Raw genomic sequence first — 16912 nt, 5'->3', positions numbered from 1 at the left:
CATGACATGTTCTAAATAAATTTAACGTCTCTTTATGCTTTAACAACTTCAACCTTTTTATCCCCTGCTGACTTCGCCACCTCTAACGTTGTGTTACTTTGGATAGTGATTATTACGCCGGTAGCCAGCATAGAAACGATTAAAGCTGCGCTGAGGGCTGTGGAAATTTTCTTCTTAACCATAATCATACCTCCGATATCTATTATGTTGTAATAAGCGGCTCAAAGAACTATGATGAGCCGAGTGTGACTAGATATTACAATATTTCACTTTTTTGTTGGGTAATCTACCTGTTGATTGTATTATAACGTACTGCCAATCATTTTTCCTTGTGTTCAAATACAATAAAGTATGATTGTTTTCTCAGAAGAATTTCTTTTCAAAACTAAAAAATTTGGCGGTCATTCTCCTTGATATAAAGTATCCACATATTCAATAAACCTTTTCGCAGCTGGGGAAATATTATGATCATCTCTCCACTTTAATCCTATTTCCCAGTACCATCCTTCATCAATGATAGGGATCCAGACCAATTCATCTAACATCAACCCCAGCGTCTTAGGCAGTACTGATACACCTAGACCTGACTTAATAAAACCGGCTACAGTGATTAGGTCCTCCGCTTCATAAGCAGAAGCAAGAAAAAATCCGGTATGTTGGAACCGGGATAAAATCGTTGCTTTTAATCCACAGTTGTTTTTCAATCCAATAAAAGGCTCGCCAGATAGCTCTGCCAAACTAAGAGCGCTACAATCTGCATAACGATGTTGAGAGGGAACAACAATGTATAAAGGAACATTTTGAATCGTCTTCCAGTGATGATTATCCAAAGTAGATTCCCTCGATGTAATCATAATATCCGAAAATCCTTGCTCCAGATGTGCATCAATATCTCCTAAGTTCCCTTGTGTCAATTCGAACCGAACTTTGGGATACTTCAATTGATAACTTCGAATTAGGCTAGGGATTAATTCAACACCGAGAATGTTTAGATAAGACAACGTAATCACACCAGTATCCGGGTTGGACCACTCTTCGATTTCCTTTAGACCATTTTCAATATTATGTAGGGCTCTACCAATCCATTTAGAGAACATAGTACCGTTTCGGTTCAGCTTAATATTTCGTCCATTTCGTTCAAATAAAGGAGCTCCTATTTCGTTTTCAAGCTTGGCAATTGCATGACTTAAAGCGGGCTGAGTGATACCGAGTTTTTTGGAAGCCAAGGTCATATGTTCAAGCCGTGCAACGGTCATAAAGTATTCTAATTGTGTAAGTTCCATTGAGACACCCCTCTATATATATATAATATTCATCATTTTTATTATTATAATAAATTGGACGTTATGAAAGTAGCAAGTGTAGTATTAGTTCTAGCTCCTCTCGAACAACACATTATGGTTTAGAGACAGAGCAATTTCAAATTAATCATTAAATACCATCACTAGGAGGAATAGTTATGCATAAAGAATTTGAGTTCTCTCTATCAGAATTTAAAGGTAAAAGGGTGCTTGTAACCGGAGGAACAAAGGGAATGGGGCAAGCAGTTGTAAAAAGACTTGCAAACGGCGGAGCTACAGTTCTTACTACTGCCCGTTCCCTATCTGCTGACTTACCCAATTCGGTCAAATTTGTTCAAGCAGATGTCGCCACACCTGAAGGTGTAGAGCACATAATTACAGCAGTAAAAGAGCAACTTGGAGGTATCGATATTATTGTCCATTGCGTAGGTGGATCAACGACACCACCAGGAGGCGCACTTGTATTGAGTGATGAGGATTGGCTTCATACATTAAATTGGAATTTACTCGCAGCAGTTCGACTAGATCGTGGTTTAATTCCACTTATGTTAGAAAATAATTCAGGCGTTATTCTTCATTTTACTTCCATTCAGAGACGTTTGCCTTTATATGAAACTACACTGGCTTATGCATCTGCCAAAGCCGCGCTGACTAATTATAGCAAGGGATTATCGAATGAATTTTCCCCTCAAGGAATTCGCATCAATACATTGTCTCCCGGGTTTATTCAGACAGAAGCAGCTGACGCATTAATTGATCGGATCGCAATGGAAACCGGAAGTCGAGAAAGTGCGCTCGAACAACTTATGACTTCACTCGGAGGTATTCCAATTGGCCGGCCAGGATTTCCTGAAGAAGTCGCTGAACTGCTCGCATTTCTGGTCTCAGACCGAGCAGCATCTATTACAGGTAGTGAATATGTCATTGATGGGGGAACTATCCCTACCGTCTAAAAATTAATGAATAAAGGGAGAGAACAATATGGACCTCAATCATTTACCGTCTGTAATTGGCAAATACATTACTGCATCTAACAAGCCAGACCCGGTAGTATTTATAGATTGTTTCTCAGAAAATGCTGTCGTGTTGGATGAAGGGAAAAAGCGAAATGGGAAACAGGCGATTCGGGAATGGAGTGATCAAAACCATTTCGCGGCGAATGTAACGTTAAAGCCAACAAAAGCCAAAAAAATAGGTGATGAAATTGTGTTAACATGCGAGTTGGATGGTACCTACGATAAGACTGGTCTACCCGATCCACTATTATTGAATTATCATTTTGTTATTGTTGACGATAAAATCGTCAGACTTTCCATTTTCTAAAGATATCCAAATGGCTTGTCCGCCACGGGCTGCAGTAATAAGCTCTCTTTGTACATGATTTGAACAAAAAAGATGCCCCCACAATGATGTATTTGATCATCTGGGGGGCATCTTTTGAATCACGACAGCCGTTCAACATTAATCAAAGGCTGTATTTTGATGTCGAAGTCAACATTAATCTTCATATTTTCCCAATATTTCAACCATTGCTCTTCCGTTATTGGTTTAGAAAAAGGCTTAAGTGAATGTGTTCCGACCTCTAAGGGATCCACTTTCAACCGTTGCATACTTTTTAATAATTCTGACGTTTGTTCCTCAAGGTATACCTCAATCTCATGAATTAAATGTTCCAATTCTTCCTCGTTTTGAATATTCTTATCTCCCTGATATTCCTCAATTCTTCCTTTCAGTCCCACATGTAAAGACAAGGATGAATAGTCACTCGATAGTTTCATGCGAATATTGGATCGAACACGTCCTAAACTGATCGATAACTTTGGAATGGCCAAGACTTTTAAGAAATGATCGTTATCCAGAAGTTGAAAAATTTCATCGCTTACGTCTTGAGTGACCATTGTTTCTTTGTCATTTCGGAACAAGGCCGTTCCAACGTAATTGAAATTGTTCTTATCCGCTTGAAAAACGGGAAGAATCGGATCCTTAAGAGGAGAATATAACTTCTTCATAAATTGATGAATATTGACAATGCTCATTTCACCCTGGTTATGCTTCTCGTAATGCCTTAACATCCGATAAAGAAAATAATCTTGGTTTTCTTGCTTCGTCAATTGATTTTTTATGTATTCATCAAAATCCCCTCTAACAACCACTAAATAGACACGCATTGAAATATCGGGATCTACCAATATCGTATTGATCAGCTTTTCAATACCTTCTTCTTTTGCCAGTTTCTCATTGATTAATAATATTCGCAGCTGCCCCTGTTTTAGTTCCCGATAATAAATTAAATTAAACTCCTTGCCTCCCTGCTTTATCAGATCAACTTCCTTGGAGAGAAATCGTTTTTTTTCTTTGATGAGTGGTGGTACTAAAGTGCTGATTTTAAACTTTCCCTCCGTCCCCTTGTCAACCGACCAGAAAACGACCGGAGCGATCTCTTCGATCAGATTGTTTTCGACATATGGAGCAGAGCAGCCGGTTATCCACATAAGGCTTACAATTGCCAATAAACCATAATACTTGTATGGTATCATGCCTGCATACTCTCCTTTCGTTTAACCACAGTGAAAAGGATCGCAGGAACAAGCAAATAAATGAATGCTCCTAGCCAGATTTGAAGGTTCAGTAACATCGTTTGACCCGGAACCGTTTGCCATAACCATTGATCCATTATGATGATACTTATCAAAATGACGAACCAACTCGACAATAATCCAGTCAGGGTTGTACTTGAATTCATTTTTTTCATAAAAACTCTTCCAGCTCCATAAAAACACAACAACAGAATTGAAATGTCAAATACGTAATTAAACATATGGAAAGAGATAAGAATGTACTCGATTCGTTCTAAACCGCTCGTTTGAAGATAGCTCCCCATGTATGCTACCGGAAAGTTGATCTTGCTTAAGAAGTTGGAACCATAGAACAATACCGAAGCTATGAACAATAATGAAAATTCCAAAATCGTCAGCATGTTGCCCATGACAAGATATTTGGTTATTTTTGTGTTGGAGCTTATCCATGGAACAATAAAGGCCAAATACACTGGACCGGAAAATGCCGACCATATAAACAACAAACTCTGCCATGATTGCCCTGACCATTCGGTGGGGATTAGAGGATACAAATCGCGGTAATCTGAAATCGATGAAAAGAAAAAAGGAATAAACATGAGTAAGATCCACGCCCCGCATAGAAAGGCGATAACGACAAAACGCAATGTTTTCTCCATGCCATGTGAAGCCACAAATAAACTGATTGATAGAATAACGAGGATCAGCCACGTTTTATTCATTGATGGATAAATAAAACTATGGAGCATTTCAACGTAACCCAGAGTGATGATTGAAATTTTCAACAGTATTATCAAAAAACCAAGTATCGCGAAAATGTGAACCGTTCGTTTTCCAAAAAGCTGTACAAATCCTTGATAGCCTTTGGCTGCATAACTGGAAGAAAACCATCTGGACAGCATCATCAAATTAAGTTGAGACAGCAGCCCCAAGGCGACAATACCCCAAACCATATAGGAATGGACCAAATAAACGGGCATGATTAGAACAAAATAATGCATTTGCGTACGATTAACCAATAAAAGGAAATGGATGCTACCAAGGGTGGAGGTTTGCTTGAATAAGGATAGAGTCTTCATTTCTTCATCTTCTCCTGTCGCCATTTCTGTAATGGTTTTAGATTACTCGGACGCGTTTTCATCCAAATCAAAGGCCCGCGAATAAAGAGGTCAATCCAATCCTTCCCGTAAAAAGGAGAAAGAGGTGCCAGATAAGGTTGACCTAATGACGTTAGTGCATGGAGATGCGCAAGAATCCCGATTAGCCCGACCACGATTCCTGGCAGCCCAAGAACCGATGCAAGGATAAGAAGAAACACTTGCAACAGAACCATGGATTTTGTCATTTGATAGTTGGGAACTAAAAAGAAAGCAATAGCGGATATACCCATCAAAACAATTAATACTTTACTTGCAAAGCCTGCCTCTACAGCCGCTTGTCCAATGACAATACCACCGATAACCCCTAGAGTTTGACTGGTTTTGGTCGGCATTCGCAAACTTGCTTCTTTGATGATTTCCAGCGTTACGATCATGAAAATTCCTTCCACAAACGGAGTAAAGGGCAATTTGCTTCTCGATTCCAATAATACGAAGAGAATCGGCAGCGGAACCATTTGGTAATGAAATGTCGTTAACGCAACATAAAAAGGAATCATCGTCAAAGAAATAATAAAACTTCCATACCTCATTAAACGTAAAAAACTGGCTACCGGCCAACGAAGGAAGTAGTCTTCTGGTGATTGGAATAGATGGAATAATGTAATGGGACAAATTAAAGCAAACGGTGAATTGGAGACTAATAAAGTCAGCTTACCCTCACCTAAGGCGAAGGCGCAGGCATCCGGCCGATCCGTTTGTAGAAACTAGGGAAAGACCGTATGGTTATGATCTTCAATAAAAGCTGCAAGCTGTGCGGAGTCTAAAAACTGATCGAAATCCACACTTTCAATTTTCTCTCTTGCAATCGAAACAAATTCCGGATTAATTATTCCGTCTATGTACATTAACACAACTTTTGTTTTACTCAGTGATCCGATAGTGAAGCTTTCCGTTTTTAATGTCGTTATAGGCAAACGTCTGCGCAACATTGTAATGTTATTATCGATTTGTTCGCTGAAGCTATCTTTCGCTCCATATATAACAGTTTCCGTTTGGGAAGGTTCAATTGCCCGGCCAAGAGGATTTTCCAACTGTATGCCTAGCCATTGATCGTTGACTGAATCGTATAGAAGAATATATCCTTGCATTATTTTTTGCCCAGCATCTTCGATCGATATAACTTCTGAAACATCAGAATTGATTATGCATGAAGAAAGCGAATTTCCGCCTGATTGATGAAGTGGCTGAATAATCGCCTCGTTTAAACGCTCTTGATCTATTAACGTTTTTATAAATAAAAGATGGACTGAAGCACTCGTACCTATTTTGTGCTCAATGATTTCGGCATCTTCCATATGGTTTAATATCTGTTTTAAATCATCAAGCCATGTAGACTTTTGATGATTTTTCATTTGAGGCTCGTATTTTTCAACCATGGTCTTCTCCTTTATCAAAGTAATAAAATGGTGATAAGGTTAATATCTTGTCCTGTAATCGAAAAATCATACGACCGGCAATGTGTATACTAAGCCTCATCATGTTTGAGAATGAGGGTAAATCGGGATCGGGATTCTTTTATTCGGTGAGAATGCATGTGGTAATCTGTTTTTTTTTCAATGCATATGAAAAAACCTCAGCCGGTAAAGCGAGCTGAGGTCAATAAATTAACGATTAATATTTTTTTAGTTGCTACAACTGTTGGTTTTAATTCTGTTGGCTTTCGCATTAGGTGCTTCGAATACCCTGATTGGAACTACTAGAGTTGCACCTAACTTCTTCATTTAATAATTTCAACCTCTTTATCCCCTGCTGACTTCGCAACCTCTAACGTTGTTTTACCTTCAATTACAGTCCCGTCTCCGCGGACTTATAAATGAATGTAAGGTCAGTGATTCATATAATGGGCATATAGTTGCTCGTAGGTTGTAAAACGTTCGACTTCTCTGCCGACCTTATTATACTCGTCTAGATATTCGTCCATCACTTCAAGGAACTTCTCTTTTATAACTGGTAGATTGCTTGCATCAAAGTACTGCATAAGATCAAATTTCTGAGTTCCTTTCTCTACAGCCATTTCATCAAGATACCCATGTGCTCCAAAGGCCGAAAGAAAGACGTAGGAAGCATTGTTCGTTATAACACTGTTCAAAATTTTATTGCGGTAGTTGCACCACAATTCTTCATATGTTCCCCTCAGATTATCAAAGGTCGGAGCCGGTTTAACAATGAAGTTATCACACATTGTGCTATGTAACCTCGTAACGCTATTCAACATATTAAAAGATGTTATTCGAATATCTTCAATGGTATGAGCTTCGATGATTGACATGTATAAGGATTCGAGATTATCCGGAACATAGCGAAACGAACGTATCTCTTCCAAATATCGCTTGATCCCTCGTTTGATGCACGTGTTATTCATACTCACCAAGGCATTGACTAGATTATACAGAACCTCAGCAGATGCATATCGCACTGAACCGATATCTTCACTAAGCATCGTATCGCTGTATGCTTGCTTAGCCAGGTCGATCCATTTATTTGCTCGATTAAGACACGCTTCTCCTATCGGTTTTGCAAGTGCATCAAGAGCTTTTTGCTGGAAGTTGTTCAATTTCTCCAAATCCTCAGGCTTAGCATAGTAGAGTACTTTGAGCTCGGTTAGGCTTGATACGTTGGGACTCTCCAAGGTGGATTGCTCTTGCAGTCTTGAATCCCATGGCGTGCAATAGATGTCATATCCAACGTCGTCCAAGATGAAGCAGTCGGATATTTCCCATCCCTTTTCTGTATTATTAATGATAATTAAATCAAGATCGCTCTTCTCGTGAAAGTCACCGGTGCTAAATGAACCAGTAAGCCCAATAATGGCGATATCCTCTAGAAAATCTCTTTTTACGCGTTCAATCACCATGTTAATGAGCAGTTCATTTTTGTCCAGCAGCTTCTTCTTTATGATTTCGTTCATTCGTTACACCTCTTTGTATGATCCGGCCGTCCTTCATCACAACAACCTTAACTTGAGTCTATCGACTTAGAGGTACGGTTACTATGCATAAGTTGATTTAAGTCATCTTTGCACAAAATCCGCTAAACCGTCGAAACGACGAGTTAGCGGATTTCATTAGTTCTTTGTATAGACTATTTTCTTTATGCTTTCGCAGGACAAGAAATACCGACCCGCCAACTCCTCTATTCTGACTCCATTGTGGAATAAGGATTTAATCTCAGCGTTTCGAGCAGAGACCCTGCTCTTGCTCTCTGTTTTCTCGCCCCATTTTAGGTGTGCCTCTTTGGGCTTTGGGATATAAACCAATTCCCCTTGAACGTATTTTTGAATGATCCGTAACAATTCTTCCGGAAAAATAGACTCGGCTTTTGAATATTTCATGGGCCTCACTCCTTATTTAATAGATCAATAAGGTGCAAAGCCAGTTCGTAGAATATTACGATTCGTCGTTGGCAATGTGATTATTCCTGGGCTCTATGCAAAGCATTGCCATATCCTTCACTGGCTTTGCATAGAGCCGTGCATGTAAGAATCCTACCCCGATTGTTTTCAATAGCCTCACCTCCATAGAAAATAGATAGTTGCTATTTGCTTATTATATCAGGGCTTGTTGTTAAATTGTTTAATTATGTCTTTTGGGGCTGACACGATTGTACGCGTAAAGTGGGATGTATATCAAAAGGTAGGAGCCGGTAATTCATCAACTTTTATACGTAGTAAACTATAAGGTTTTTGTCGCAGGTCTCTTCCATAATGAAATCTCGCCTGCCTATGTAATTGGTTCACAATTACATATAAGTATTGATCCGGACCGATAGAAAACGTATCTGGCCATAAAACTCGGGGATCATGAGCGATGGTTTCCATGATTCCATTCGGCAATATCTTTCGAATACTATCGTTTTCATAATCTCCAGCATAAACGTTTCCTTTTGCGTCCGTGATCATCCCATCAGATGCACCCTTCTCTCCCCAATACTGCACAAGATCACTTAACTTAAAATCCGGTATCGTTCTGTCTCTTAACGATTCTGTTGAGATCGAGTATAGCTGGCGACTGGTTAATGGACAATAGAATAACATTTTTCCATCTGGGGAAATGGCTATACCATCAGAGGCCAATCGAAACGGAGATGTCGAACCATCCGCGTTTCGATTCATCAAAATTTTACCTTCCACTTTTGGCACAAAATATGGATCGGGTGAGGTTGAGCTTGCTCCATGCAACCGTCTATACGCATTTCCGTTTTCTAAATTTACGACGATAATAGCACCTGGACCATTGGAAGAAGAATCCGTTATATATGCGTAACCTGCTTCTCCTACACGAAAGTCAAATCGGACATCATTCAGATACGTTGTCGGCAAGACGACATCATCTGCAAATGTATATACTTTTCTTATTGTATTTGTTTCTAAATCTACCGCGACTAATTTTGCCCCTCCTTTAATTGGCTCAGAAAAATTTGGTGCAGCCGTGTCCAGTACCCACAGGGTCCCCCTTCCATCTGCAACAACACTTTGAACACTGATGAAGGACATAACAATATTTAATGGGTTGATCAAATTTGTTTCTACATTAGGATAAGGTTGCATCTCACCCTCAACAATTTCCGCTACCGTAAATCTTACGTCATCTCCCCATTTCGGAAAGCAAATAAAGATACGCCCGGTTTCGGATACACTAACGCCTGTAGGCATAGCCCCGTAAAAGGAATGAACGAGTTCCAACTTACCAAAATATTCTTCCATAGGTAACATAGGCTGTATGATGTCCTCCTCAACATAGTTGAATAGATATTACCTATAACTATGTTCAAGACTTTTTCTAATGCCTGGCCCTTAATCATTCTTTTTTAACCTCGATTTTGAAATTGTCCGATACATCTAAAAATACTAAAAAACTTCAGCGTAAGCCGAAGCATGTTGACGTTAACTATATGTGTTCTAGGAAAAATGCTTCCAAAACTCTGCCAAGCTTATCTGTACCAAAACCGTTTTATTGTTGGTCCGGCAGACGTAATGCGTTTGCTGAAGTTAGCGCTTGATCTAAAAATTCCTCTGCTCGGGTCAATTGCTGCCTGGCGACCTCCAACGCTTGTGAATTTGTTGCATTAGATTCACTTAACAAGCTTATTGCCTGATTTAAAGCCGTCTGCACCTCAGAAACCGCGTTAGATGCATGCTGCTCTAGCGTATTACTACCACTCGAGTTAAGTGCATCTTCTGCCGGTTTTCTTGCGTTTTCGGTTGCTAGATCAATTTTGTTTTTATTGGGCACCGTGACTTCTCCTTCCTTCAGTAAAATCATTCATTTAGACAGAAATAAGTATGGGATTGAGATTTTGTTTATATCCCTGCGACTGATGGGAATATTCGGAACTTACCTCTCCGGTGATCCATATTAGTATAAGATCCGATGCATTGGAAAATCTAATCTTGATGAAAAAGGAGGGGATCATTTCTGAATGGCTAATCCAACGCTAGCGCCGCACGAATCGATGGAACTGCATGAAGCGTTAAACTTCAAAACGCTCTGCATCGCTAAGTCGAAACTTATGCAAGGCCTGGTCTTTGACCAAGAGCTAAAAGCATTAATGCAGAAAGACGTAATTCAATCCATACAACAGATCGCTGAGCTGCAAGCAATCTACGCAAGAGCTCCTTTTCAAGCACCCGTTCCGAATAATCCGACACCTATAACACATTAAGGGGAACTCAGATGAATACCGATTATTTAGATCCGATTAATTCATTGAATATGCCGGAAATGGCAGATATGACTTTTGCCATGGACTTCCTTCTTCGTGCCAAGGAGGGGGTACGTAATATGTCCATCGCCCTGACGGAAACGGCTTCACCGGATGTAAGAGCCCTGCTGCATACTCATCTTAAGCAGGGGATTGCAATGCACCAAGAAATCTCAGAGCTCATGATTCGCAAAAAATGGTTTCATCCTTATGAGCTGAACGAACAGTACCAACTCGATCAGCTTTCGGCGAAAAATACGGTGATGATCGGGCAGATGAATCTGTTCCCGGGAGATACGTCACGTAAAGGGATGTTTGATCGGACCCCAGATGAGCATATTGGAGGACATAAAGCATGAAGGCGGTAACGTATCAAGGGGTTAAAAATGTTGTGGTCAAAGAGGTGCCGGATGCGAAGATTGTGAAACCGGACGATATGATCGTAAAGATCACCAGTACCGCCATTTGCGGTTCTGACCTTCATCTGATTCACGGGATGATCCCTAACCTTCAGGAGAACTATGTCATCGGACATGAGCCGATGGGGATCGTAGAAGAAGTAGGTCCTGGCGTGACCAAGGTAAAAAAAGGCGACCGTGTGATCATTCCGTTTAACATCGCATGCGGAGAATGCTTTTTTTGCAAAAATCAGCTGGAAAGCCAATGTGACAATTCCAACGAGCACGGGGATATGGGCGCTTATTTCGGCTACTCCGGAACGACCGGCGGATATCCCGGCGGGCAAGCCGAGTATTTACGGGTCCCATTTGCTAATTTTACCCATTTTAAGATCCCTGAGAACTGCGAACAACCGGACGAAAAGCTAAGTTTGATCGCCGATGCCATGACGACAGCATTCTGGAGCGTAGATAACGCCGGCGTTAAGAATGGTGATACAGTCATCGTGCTCGGCTGCGGTCCGGTCGGACTCCTGGCCCAGAAGTTCTGCTGGCTGAAAGGTGCTAAGCGGGTCATAGCCGTCGACTATGTCGATTACCGCTTAAAGCATGCAAAGCGAACGAACAATGTGGAAATCGTAAACTTCGAACAGGATAAGAATATTGGGAACACTCTCAAAGAAATGACCAAAGGCGGCGCCGATGTTGTGATTGATGCGGTAGGAATGGACGGCAAGATGAGCGATCTTGAATTTCTAGCCAGCGGTATGAAACTGCAAGGCGGCACCATGAGCGCATTTATCATTGCATCTCAGGCTGTCCGCAAAGGTGGTACCATTCAAGTCACTGGGGTATACGGCGGACGTTATAACGGATTCCCACTCGGTGACATCATGCAGCGAAACGTGAATATCCGTTCCGGACAAGCTCCGGTCATTCACTACATGCCATACATGTACGAGTTGGTGACGTCTGGCAAAGTGAACCCTGGGGACATTGTTACGCACGTCATTCCGCTCAGCGAGGCCAAGCGGGGCTATGAAGTGTTCGATACAAAAACGGACGATTGCATTAAAGTCATCTTAAAGCCTTAAATATGAGTAGATACACGGGAGGACAATCTGAATGAATTCCACTTACGCTTTGCATGACTAAATGTAAGACGATGCAAGCTCTGGTAACCGACCCGGAGCTCAAACAAATTTTGAAACAAGATGCGATATTATCACAACAGCAGCTTCAGGAGCTCGGTGGAGTGCTGTCTAAAGCGACTGTATAGGAGATAAAAAAATGAACCCAATATTAGAACACATGACTGGTCTTAATACGCTGACCGATGACGTGATTGCAATGGATTTTTTGATGAACGCCAAGAGCAGCGTCAGAAACTACGCCATGGCTGTGACCGAATGTGCCACCCCCGAAATCAAACAAATTTTGATGAAACAGCTCGATGAAGCCATAGACTCTCATGAAAAGATATCAAATTACATGGTGCAGCATGGCTTATACCACCCTTACCATATTGCAGAGCAAATTCAGCTCGATCTGAAAAATATTCAAACTGCTATGAACATTCCGTCCTGACGCCCTTTTTTCGGTATCGTTGCAGCTCCACGAGAGAAACAAAAGGTAACAAACGAAAGCTCGTATGAAGCAAGGGGGGATAACCTCCCTCTTCAATACGAACTTTTATGCCCTCTTATTGTTTATGGACGCTGCTCTCTAAATTGAATTAACTACCATTGAACTCAAAGCTCCAGCCTCCATGACATCTCCCAAAAATCAAGCTCAAAGCGACTGCACATCACGAAAATATCTTCCATCCGTTGGTACGTTCCCTCGCTACAGCCTTCTAATAACTTATCCGTTAACGTCACAAGGGATTGATTGTTGCTGTTGTATTCAGAGGAAGCATATCCTGTGATCCAATCTCCATAAAAAGGATGATCAGCTGCACCTGGCTTTTGAGCAAGGACTTGACCAATCTCTGCATAGCTCCATGAACAGGCCAGAATGGATACAAGTACTTCTGCTATACCACCCGCATGGGAAACAGAGAGCATATAGTTAGTATAGGCTGCATTTTTCAGTGCAGGTTTTACCTGAAAAACATGATCCTCTGTAATCTCTAGTCGTTCCATATAAGATCGATGAATTTTCATTTCGCCATTCAGGATGTTATCTACATTTTTACTAAAAAACTGCATCAATTTGGGGTCGTGCGACTTGACGATACCTAGTGCAAATACGCGGGCATAATCGAACAGGTACAAGTAGTCTTGCAACAAATAATAACGAAATTGTTCAACCGGTAAGGAACCATCTCCGATCCCTTTCACAAAGGGATGCTCAAGACATTCCTTCCACACAGGCTGTGCCGCCCGATATAGTCTCTCTGAAATAGTCAACATATGTTCCTCCAATTCATAATGTACGTATTTAAAAACAAAAAAACGAAACATCCATAGGATGTTTCGCAGACAAATACACTAAAACAAGAGGGTTCGCATGAGCTACCCAAGTACAGTGTTTCATCGTTGCATCCCTACGTTGGCATTATCCAAATCAGGTAAGGTCGGTTTAACACCCTCTCAGCCGGTTAAGGCTCCCTCGCAAACGGTTGTATGTAGTTGATTACTTTCTTATCCGCATAAAAGAATAAAATAACATCCATTTAGTATATCAAGGGCTGTTTAATACAGTCAAGACAGATTGTATCACGCCTCATCAGCTTGAGTGACGTCTTTAAATGATGAAAACCATCACAACAATGGTTGAGTTTTATCCACTGTTATGATGGTTTCTATTCTTACAATTATTGTCGATGGTTTAATGACCGAGCTTGTTCTTTCCGACAAAAGTGAGTATTCCGTACTGCGAAGTGTTTCTCCAGCTCTCATTGGTCGTATCATTCCATTTGGCTACGTTCTGTTTACCTCCGCCCTGGTTGTCGTTAATTTGAAGATCGAAACCGAGAACATTTCCTGCTTTGGGCGTCAGTGATTGCAACTGGATTCTGGCTTCTACGAGATATCCTTTATTTGTTTTCTTCACAGCACTTACAAGGCGTCCGGGTGAGGCACCCCCTGCAAAGGTTCCCACATTGTCTGCACTGATTCTGAACTGGGCATCATCATATTGAAAATACGGTGTGCGCTGGTGATTCTCGTCCAGGAAAATCTCAACCGAATCCTGATCCCATGGGTTGATGTTATCTGTGATGATGTTTGGATCAGTGACGTCGATCAGCAGGTATAGATACTCACCTGTCCACATTGCCCGAGCGACTGCCTCTGCACCTTCGTTCTCATTCAACCGTTTTACTTCAAATGGTACAGCCTTATTCCATGATGTGTCTTTCTTCCCATCAATCTGAACAATCCCTTGTACAGCTTGTGCAGATTTGGGCATAGGGGCAAGCTGAATCACGCCGTATTTGCTTGTATCCTGTTCCTGAGATTGTGTTCGATCATTCCAGTACATTGGATTATAAGGTTGTGTCCCACTTGAACCGCCATCAGTCACACGGATATCCAATCCGGCTTCATATTCTGATCCGACTTGGATACCACCCCACGGAATGGACAATTCAACCTGATATCCTGCTTTGGTCTCGCGTACACGATATGAACGCTGCTCCACGCCCTCAGCTTTGCCCGACCGCTTAATGATTACGTGTCGGTCATCTGCTTCATATGAAGTGGTCTTGCCATTATTGAGATCAACAAAGATATCTACTCTGTCGTTCACATCTGCCTTCGCATCCTGAACATCCACAAGGATATACAGGTTACTTTGATCCCATAAGGTGCGGAAACTGGCTGATCCCGAAGAGTCGCCCTTCAGTGGAGTAGACACCGCTTTGTTCCAGAGTGGATCTTGTGAATGTTTTTTGATATCCGGTTTACCCGAAAGTGAGACGGCTCTCTGTGTCAAAACAGGCAAGCCTGATTCATCCACGAGCCCCCAGTATGCTTTTTTGGCCTTCAGGGCTGAATCAAACAGCATAGCCTGGTTGTTGTAAGACTTCTCATCTTGGAGTCCCCATAAGGTAACTGAAGAGATGTGATCTTTGTGTTTTTGGTACAAATCCAACAGTTCCTTATATCGATACGCCTGTTTTACCGCAACTTCATCCGACATCTCTTCACCAAATGGAATTCCGCTATCCACATCCAGTTCCGTGATCTGAATATCCAATCCAAGTTCGGCGAACATGTTGATCGTTTTTTCAATTTCCTTGATGGGAGGGGATTCCAGGTTATAGTGGGATTGCAAACCCACACCATCGATAAGCCCCTTATCTTTCAGTCGTTTGACCAACTGAAACATATGCTCTCTTTTCTCAGGGACTTCCGTGAAGTATTCGTTGTAATATAATTTGGCATTCGGATCTGCTGCACGAGCGAATTCATAGGTTTTCTCAATGTAATCCGGACCGATTAGTTCATAAAAGGGACTTTTACGTAAACCGTTGGCATCACCATTGCTATCCGCAATCGCCTCGTTTACCACATCCCAGGCATAGATCTTACCTTTGTATCGGGTCATGACGGTTTCAACGTAATCCTGAATCCGGGCAAGCAGTAATTCTCGACTCGCAGGGTTACCCTGAGGATCTTTGAACATCCACTCTGCTGCATCAATATGCCACAACAACGCATGTGCGCGTACGCCCATACCATGCTCCTCGGCGAACTGAACATATTGATCGGCTGCCTCGAACTCATAAACACCCTCGGAAGGAGACATGTACTTCGGTTTCATCTCATAGGTTGCGGTCAAGCTGTTAAAGTGCTTTGTGAGAAGTTGTCCATATGCGCCTTCCAACTGCCAGCGATACACCGCTGCACCAATGGGGAAATCATCTTGATACAGGTCCTCCAGAGACCGAATACCTTCTTCAATCTCCAGTTGCTCGGCCAGAGTAAATGATACATCATCCACATAGAACGATAACGTATCTACGCTACCTTCAGAGATGTAGGGTGTTTCGATGAACAAATTCAATTCAGTGGGATCATCGCTATACTGAAATTTTCCGGTGATCTTGTGCCATGTATTCCACTCTGCTTTGGCAATTTTCACGCTACCGATCGGGTTCCAGCTTTCAGCAGTTGTTTTTTTATATGTGGTGAGCTGTAGTGTTTGATCCGTGATGGGCTCCTGGGTAAGTCTTACATATGCCGTAATTTCGTACTCTTGGTTACGCTCAAGCAGATCCTTCATGGATAACATCGGTCCATGATAGGAACGCTCACGGTTGGCGATCAGCATACTGGACTGACCTTCGTGTGCCTCCTGCTGTGTCACTGTCAGCCTTTCGTTACCTGTACGTGGAGTCCATCCCTGAAGTGTACCGTCTTCAAAGTTTGTACTCAAATGGCCACCTTCCACTTCCGTAACTGCCTTGGCTGCATGTGAGACATTCGAAAATGGAAGCATGGCAAGTACGAGCACAAGAACCAAGGCTGTTATATTCCATTGACCTAACCGTTTCATACAATTCCTCCTCTTGATCTGGTCTAAGTATTTCTGAACGGATTAACATCCAGATAAATAGATTATAGCTCTTTAGATAGCGCTTACATATAACGAATTTACAATAATTATAATAAAATGTTATCAATTGGTAATTATGATTTTAGGAATCAGAAGTTCGTTAATCATGGAATATCAAAAAGCCGCTACATATTTGCAAAAATAAAAGACCGTTTCCCGATAAAATACGAGAAAACGGTCATAGTTAGAAAATATCTTTCCCGAAAAAGAGT

The 16912-nt window shown here is 41.5% G+C and carries 17 protein-coding genes, 1 pseudogene and 1 riboswitch; of the genes and pseudogenes, 7 read left to right on the top strand and 11 right to left on the bottom strand.

Translation table 11 applies throughout. From position 1 onward, the window contains the following. Window positions 1-32 precede the first annotated feature (32 nt). A complete protein-coding gene (locus AC4E8D_RS16745) occupies window positions 33-182 on the bottom strand; it encodes a hypothetical protein (protein ID WP_221821389.1) in 150 nt (49 codons plus the stop codon). Window positions 183-401: 219 nt separating this feature from the next. Next, window positions 402-1283 (bottom strand): LysR family transcriptional regulator, encoded by an 882-nt coding sequence (locus AC4E8D_RS16740; RefSeq protein WP_221821387.1) that lies wholly within the window; start codon window positions 1281-1283, stop codon window positions 402-404. A gap of 176 nt (window positions 1284-1459) precedes the next feature. Here AC4E8D_RS16740 and AC4E8D_RS16735 point away from each other — a divergent pair, with 176 nt between their 5' ends. Continuing rightward, complete coding sequence (locus tag AC4E8D_RS16735; protein ID WP_221821386.1) at window positions 1460-2254, top strand: SDR family oxidoreductase; 795 nt, start codon at window positions 1460-1462, stop codon at window positions 2252-2254. Between the two features lie 28 nt (window positions 2255-2282). Then, window positions 2283-2624 (top strand): nuclear transport factor 2 family protein, encoded by a 342-nt coding sequence (locus AC4E8D_RS16730; protein WP_221821385.1) that lies wholly within the window; start codon window positions 2283-2285, stop codon window positions 2622-2624. Window positions 2625-2743: 119 nt separating this feature from the next. On the opposite strand, the gene AC4E8D_RS16725 is transcribed toward AC4E8D_RS16730, so the two are convergent. From AC4E8D_RS16725 to AC4E8D_RS16695, 7 genes and pseudogenes are all read right to left on the bottom strand, one after another. Further along, window positions 2744-3838, bottom strand: coding sequence for a Ger(x)C family spore germination protein (locus tag AC4E8D_RS16725; RefSeq protein WP_221821384.1), 1095 nt, complete (start codon window positions 3836-3838; stop codon window positions 2744-2746). Further along, window positions 3835-4980 (bottom strand): GerAB/ArcD/ProY family transporter, encoded by a 1146-nt coding sequence (locus tag AC4E8D_RS16720; RefSeq protein ID WP_260632757.1) that lies wholly within the window; start codon window positions 4978-4980, stop codon window positions 3835-3837. The genes AC4E8D_RS16725 and AC4E8D_RS16720 overlap by 4 nt, the downstream gene beginning before the upstream one ends. Further along, a pseudogene (locus AC4E8D_RS16715) lies at window positions 4953-6413 on the bottom strand (spore germination protein). Before AC4E8D_RS16715 ends, AC4E8D_RS16720 begins: the two are co-directional and overlap by 28 nt. Before the next feature lie 449 nt (window positions 6414-6862). Continuing rightward, on the bottom strand, window positions 6863-7945 hold the full coding sequence (locus AC4E8D_RS16710; protein ID WP_221821382.1) for a nucleotidyltransferase domain-containing protein: 1083 nt from the start codon (window positions 7943-7945) through the stop codon (window positions 6863-6865). A gap of 156 nt (window positions 7946-8101) precedes the next feature. After that, window positions 8102-8368, bottom strand: coding sequence for a CD3324 family protein (locus AC4E8D_RS16705; protein ID WP_221821380.1), 267 nt, complete (start codon window positions 8366-8368; stop codon window positions 8102-8104). A gap of 294 nt (window positions 8369-8662) precedes the next feature. Further along, window positions 8663-9748 (bottom strand): L-dopachrome tautomerase-related protein, encoded by a 1086-nt coding sequence (locus AC4E8D_RS16700; RefSeq protein WP_221821378.1) that lies wholly within the window; start codon window positions 9746-9748, stop codon window positions 8663-8665. A 238-nt stretch (window positions 9749-9986) separates the two neighbouring features. Further along, the gene (locus AC4E8D_RS16695) at window positions 9987-10268 is read right to left on the bottom strand and encodes a hypothetical protein (protein ID WP_490204965.1); all 282 of its coding nucleotides are present in this window, start codon (window positions 10266-10268) and stop codon (window positions 9987-9989) included. Between the two features lie 187 nt (window positions 10269-10455). On the opposite strand from AC4E8D_RS16695, the gene AC4E8D_RS16690 reads away from it, so the two are divergent. Genes AC4E8D_RS16690 through AC4E8D_RS16670 form a run of 5 tightly spaced genes read left to right on the top strand, consistent with a single transcriptional unit; the run spans window position 10456 to window position 12722 of the window. Further along, window positions 10456-10698, top strand: coding sequence for a hypothetical protein (locus tag AC4E8D_RS16690; protein ID WP_036615405.1), 243 nt, complete (start codon window positions 10456-10458; stop codon window positions 10696-10698). A gap of 11 nt (window positions 10699-10709) precedes the next feature. After that, a complete protein-coding gene (locus AC4E8D_RS16685) occupies window positions 10710-11096 on the top strand; it encodes a spore coat protein (RefSeq protein ID WP_221821374.1) in 387 nt (128 codons plus the stop codon). Further along, entirely contained in the window at window positions 11093-12229 is a 1137-nt protein-coding gene (locus AC4E8D_RS16680; protein ID WP_221821372.1) for a zinc-dependent alcohol dehydrogenase, read from the top strand. The genes AC4E8D_RS16685 and AC4E8D_RS16680 overlap by 4 nt, the downstream gene beginning before the upstream one ends. Before the next feature lie 35 nt (window positions 12230-12264). Next, window positions 12265-12414, top strand: a complete 150-nt coding sequence (locus AC4E8D_RS16675; protein WP_490206490.1) for a hypothetical protein — start codon at window positions 12265-12267, stop codon at window positions 12412-12414. Window positions 12415-12425: 11 nt separating this feature from the next. Then, window positions 12426-12722 (top strand): spore coat protein, encoded by a 297-nt coding sequence (locus tag AC4E8D_RS16670; protein ID WP_047843175.1) that lies wholly within the window; start codon window positions 12426-12428, stop codon window positions 12720-12722. A 164-nt stretch (window positions 12723-12886) separates the two neighbouring features. On the opposite strand, the gene tenA is transcribed toward AC4E8D_RS16670, so the two are convergent. Both tenA and AC4E8D_RS16660 read right to left on the bottom strand, forming a co-directional pair. After that, window positions 12887-13549 carry a thiaminase II gene (gene tenA, locus AC4E8D_RS16665; RefSeq protein ID WP_221821368.1) on the bottom strand — a complete coding sequence of 221 codons (663 nt, stop codon included), beginning with the start codon at window positions 13547-13549 and terminating at the stop codon, window positions 12887-12889. A 113-nt stretch (window positions 13550-13662) separates the two neighbouring features. After that, window positions 13663-13760: riboswitch (TPP riboswitch) on the bottom strand. 207 nt (window positions 13761-13967) lie between these two features. Beyond that, complete coding sequence (locus tag AC4E8D_RS16660; RefSeq protein ID WP_221821367.1) at window positions 13968-16640, bottom strand: endo-1,4-beta-xylanase; 2673 nt, start codon at window positions 16638-16640, stop codon at window positions 13968-13970. Between the last annotated feature and the right edge of the window lie 272 nt (window positions 16641-16912).

The organism is Paenibacillus sp. SRL342 (genome assembly GCF_984798905.1).
The sequence above is the reverse complement of the archived record's forward strand: the minus strand, read 5'-3'. Positions and strand labels throughout refer to the sequence as shown.

Bases quoted from the DNA above. Each gene is read 5' to 3' on its own strand.
- AC4E8D_RS16745 (WP_221821389.1), bottom strand. From the start codon at position 182: ATGGTTAAGAAGAAAATTTCCACAGCCCTCAGCGCAGCTTTAATCGTT.
- AC4E8D_RS16740 (WP_221821387.1), bottom strand. From the start codon at position 1,283: ATGGAACTTACACAATTAGAATACTTTATGACCGTTGCACGGCTTGAA.
- AC4E8D_RS16735 (WP_221821386.1), top strand. From the start codon at position 1,460: ATGCATAAAGAATTTGAGTTCTCTCTATCAGAATTTAAAGGTAAAAGG.
- AC4E8D_RS16730 (WP_221821385.1), top strand. From the start codon at position 2,283: ATGGACCTCAATCATTTACCGTCTGTAATTGGCAAATACATTACTGCA.
- AC4E8D_RS16725 (WP_221821384.1), bottom strand. From the start codon at position 3,838: ATGATACCATACAAGTATTATGGTTTATTGGCAATTGTAAGCCTTATG.
- AC4E8D_RS16720 (WP_260632757.1), bottom strand. From the start codon at position 4,980: ATGGCGACAGGAGAAGATGAAGAAATGAAGACTCTATCCTTATTCAAG.
- AC4E8D_RS16710 (WP_221821382.1), bottom strand. From the start codon at position 7,945: ATGAACGAAATCATAAAGAAGAAGCTGCTGGACAAAAATGAACTGCTC.
- AC4E8D_RS16705 (WP_221821380.1), bottom strand. From the start codon at position 8,368: ATGAAATATTCAAAAGCCGAGTCTATTTTTCCGGAAGAATTGTTACGG.
- AC4E8D_RS16700 (WP_221821378.1), bottom strand. From the start codon at position 9,748: ATGTTACCTATGGAAGAATATTTTGGTAAGTTGGAACTCGTTCATTCC.
- AC4E8D_RS16690 (WP_036615405.1), top strand. From the start codon at position 10,456: ATGGCTAATCCAACGCTAGCGCCGCACGAATCGATGGAACTGCATGAA.
- AC4E8D_RS16685 (WP_221821374.1), top strand. From the start codon at position 10,710: ATGAATACCGATTATTTAGATCCGATTAATTCATTGAATATGCCGGAA.
- AC4E8D_RS16680 (WP_221821372.1), top strand. From the start codon at position 11,093: ATGAAGGCGGTAACGTATCAAGGGGTTAAAAATGTTGTGGTCAAAGAG.
- AC4E8D_RS16670 (WP_047843175.1), top strand. From the start codon at position 12,426: ATGAACCCAATATTAGAACACATGACTGGTCTTAATACGCTGACCGAT.
- tenA (WP_221821368.1), bottom strand. From the start codon at position 13,549: ATGTTGACTATTTCAGAGAGACTATATCGGGCGGCACAGCCTGTGTGG.
- AC4E8D_RS16660 (WP_221821367.1), bottom strand. From the start codon at position 16,640: ATGAAACGGTTAGGTCAATGGAATATAACAGCCTTGGTTCTTGTGCTC.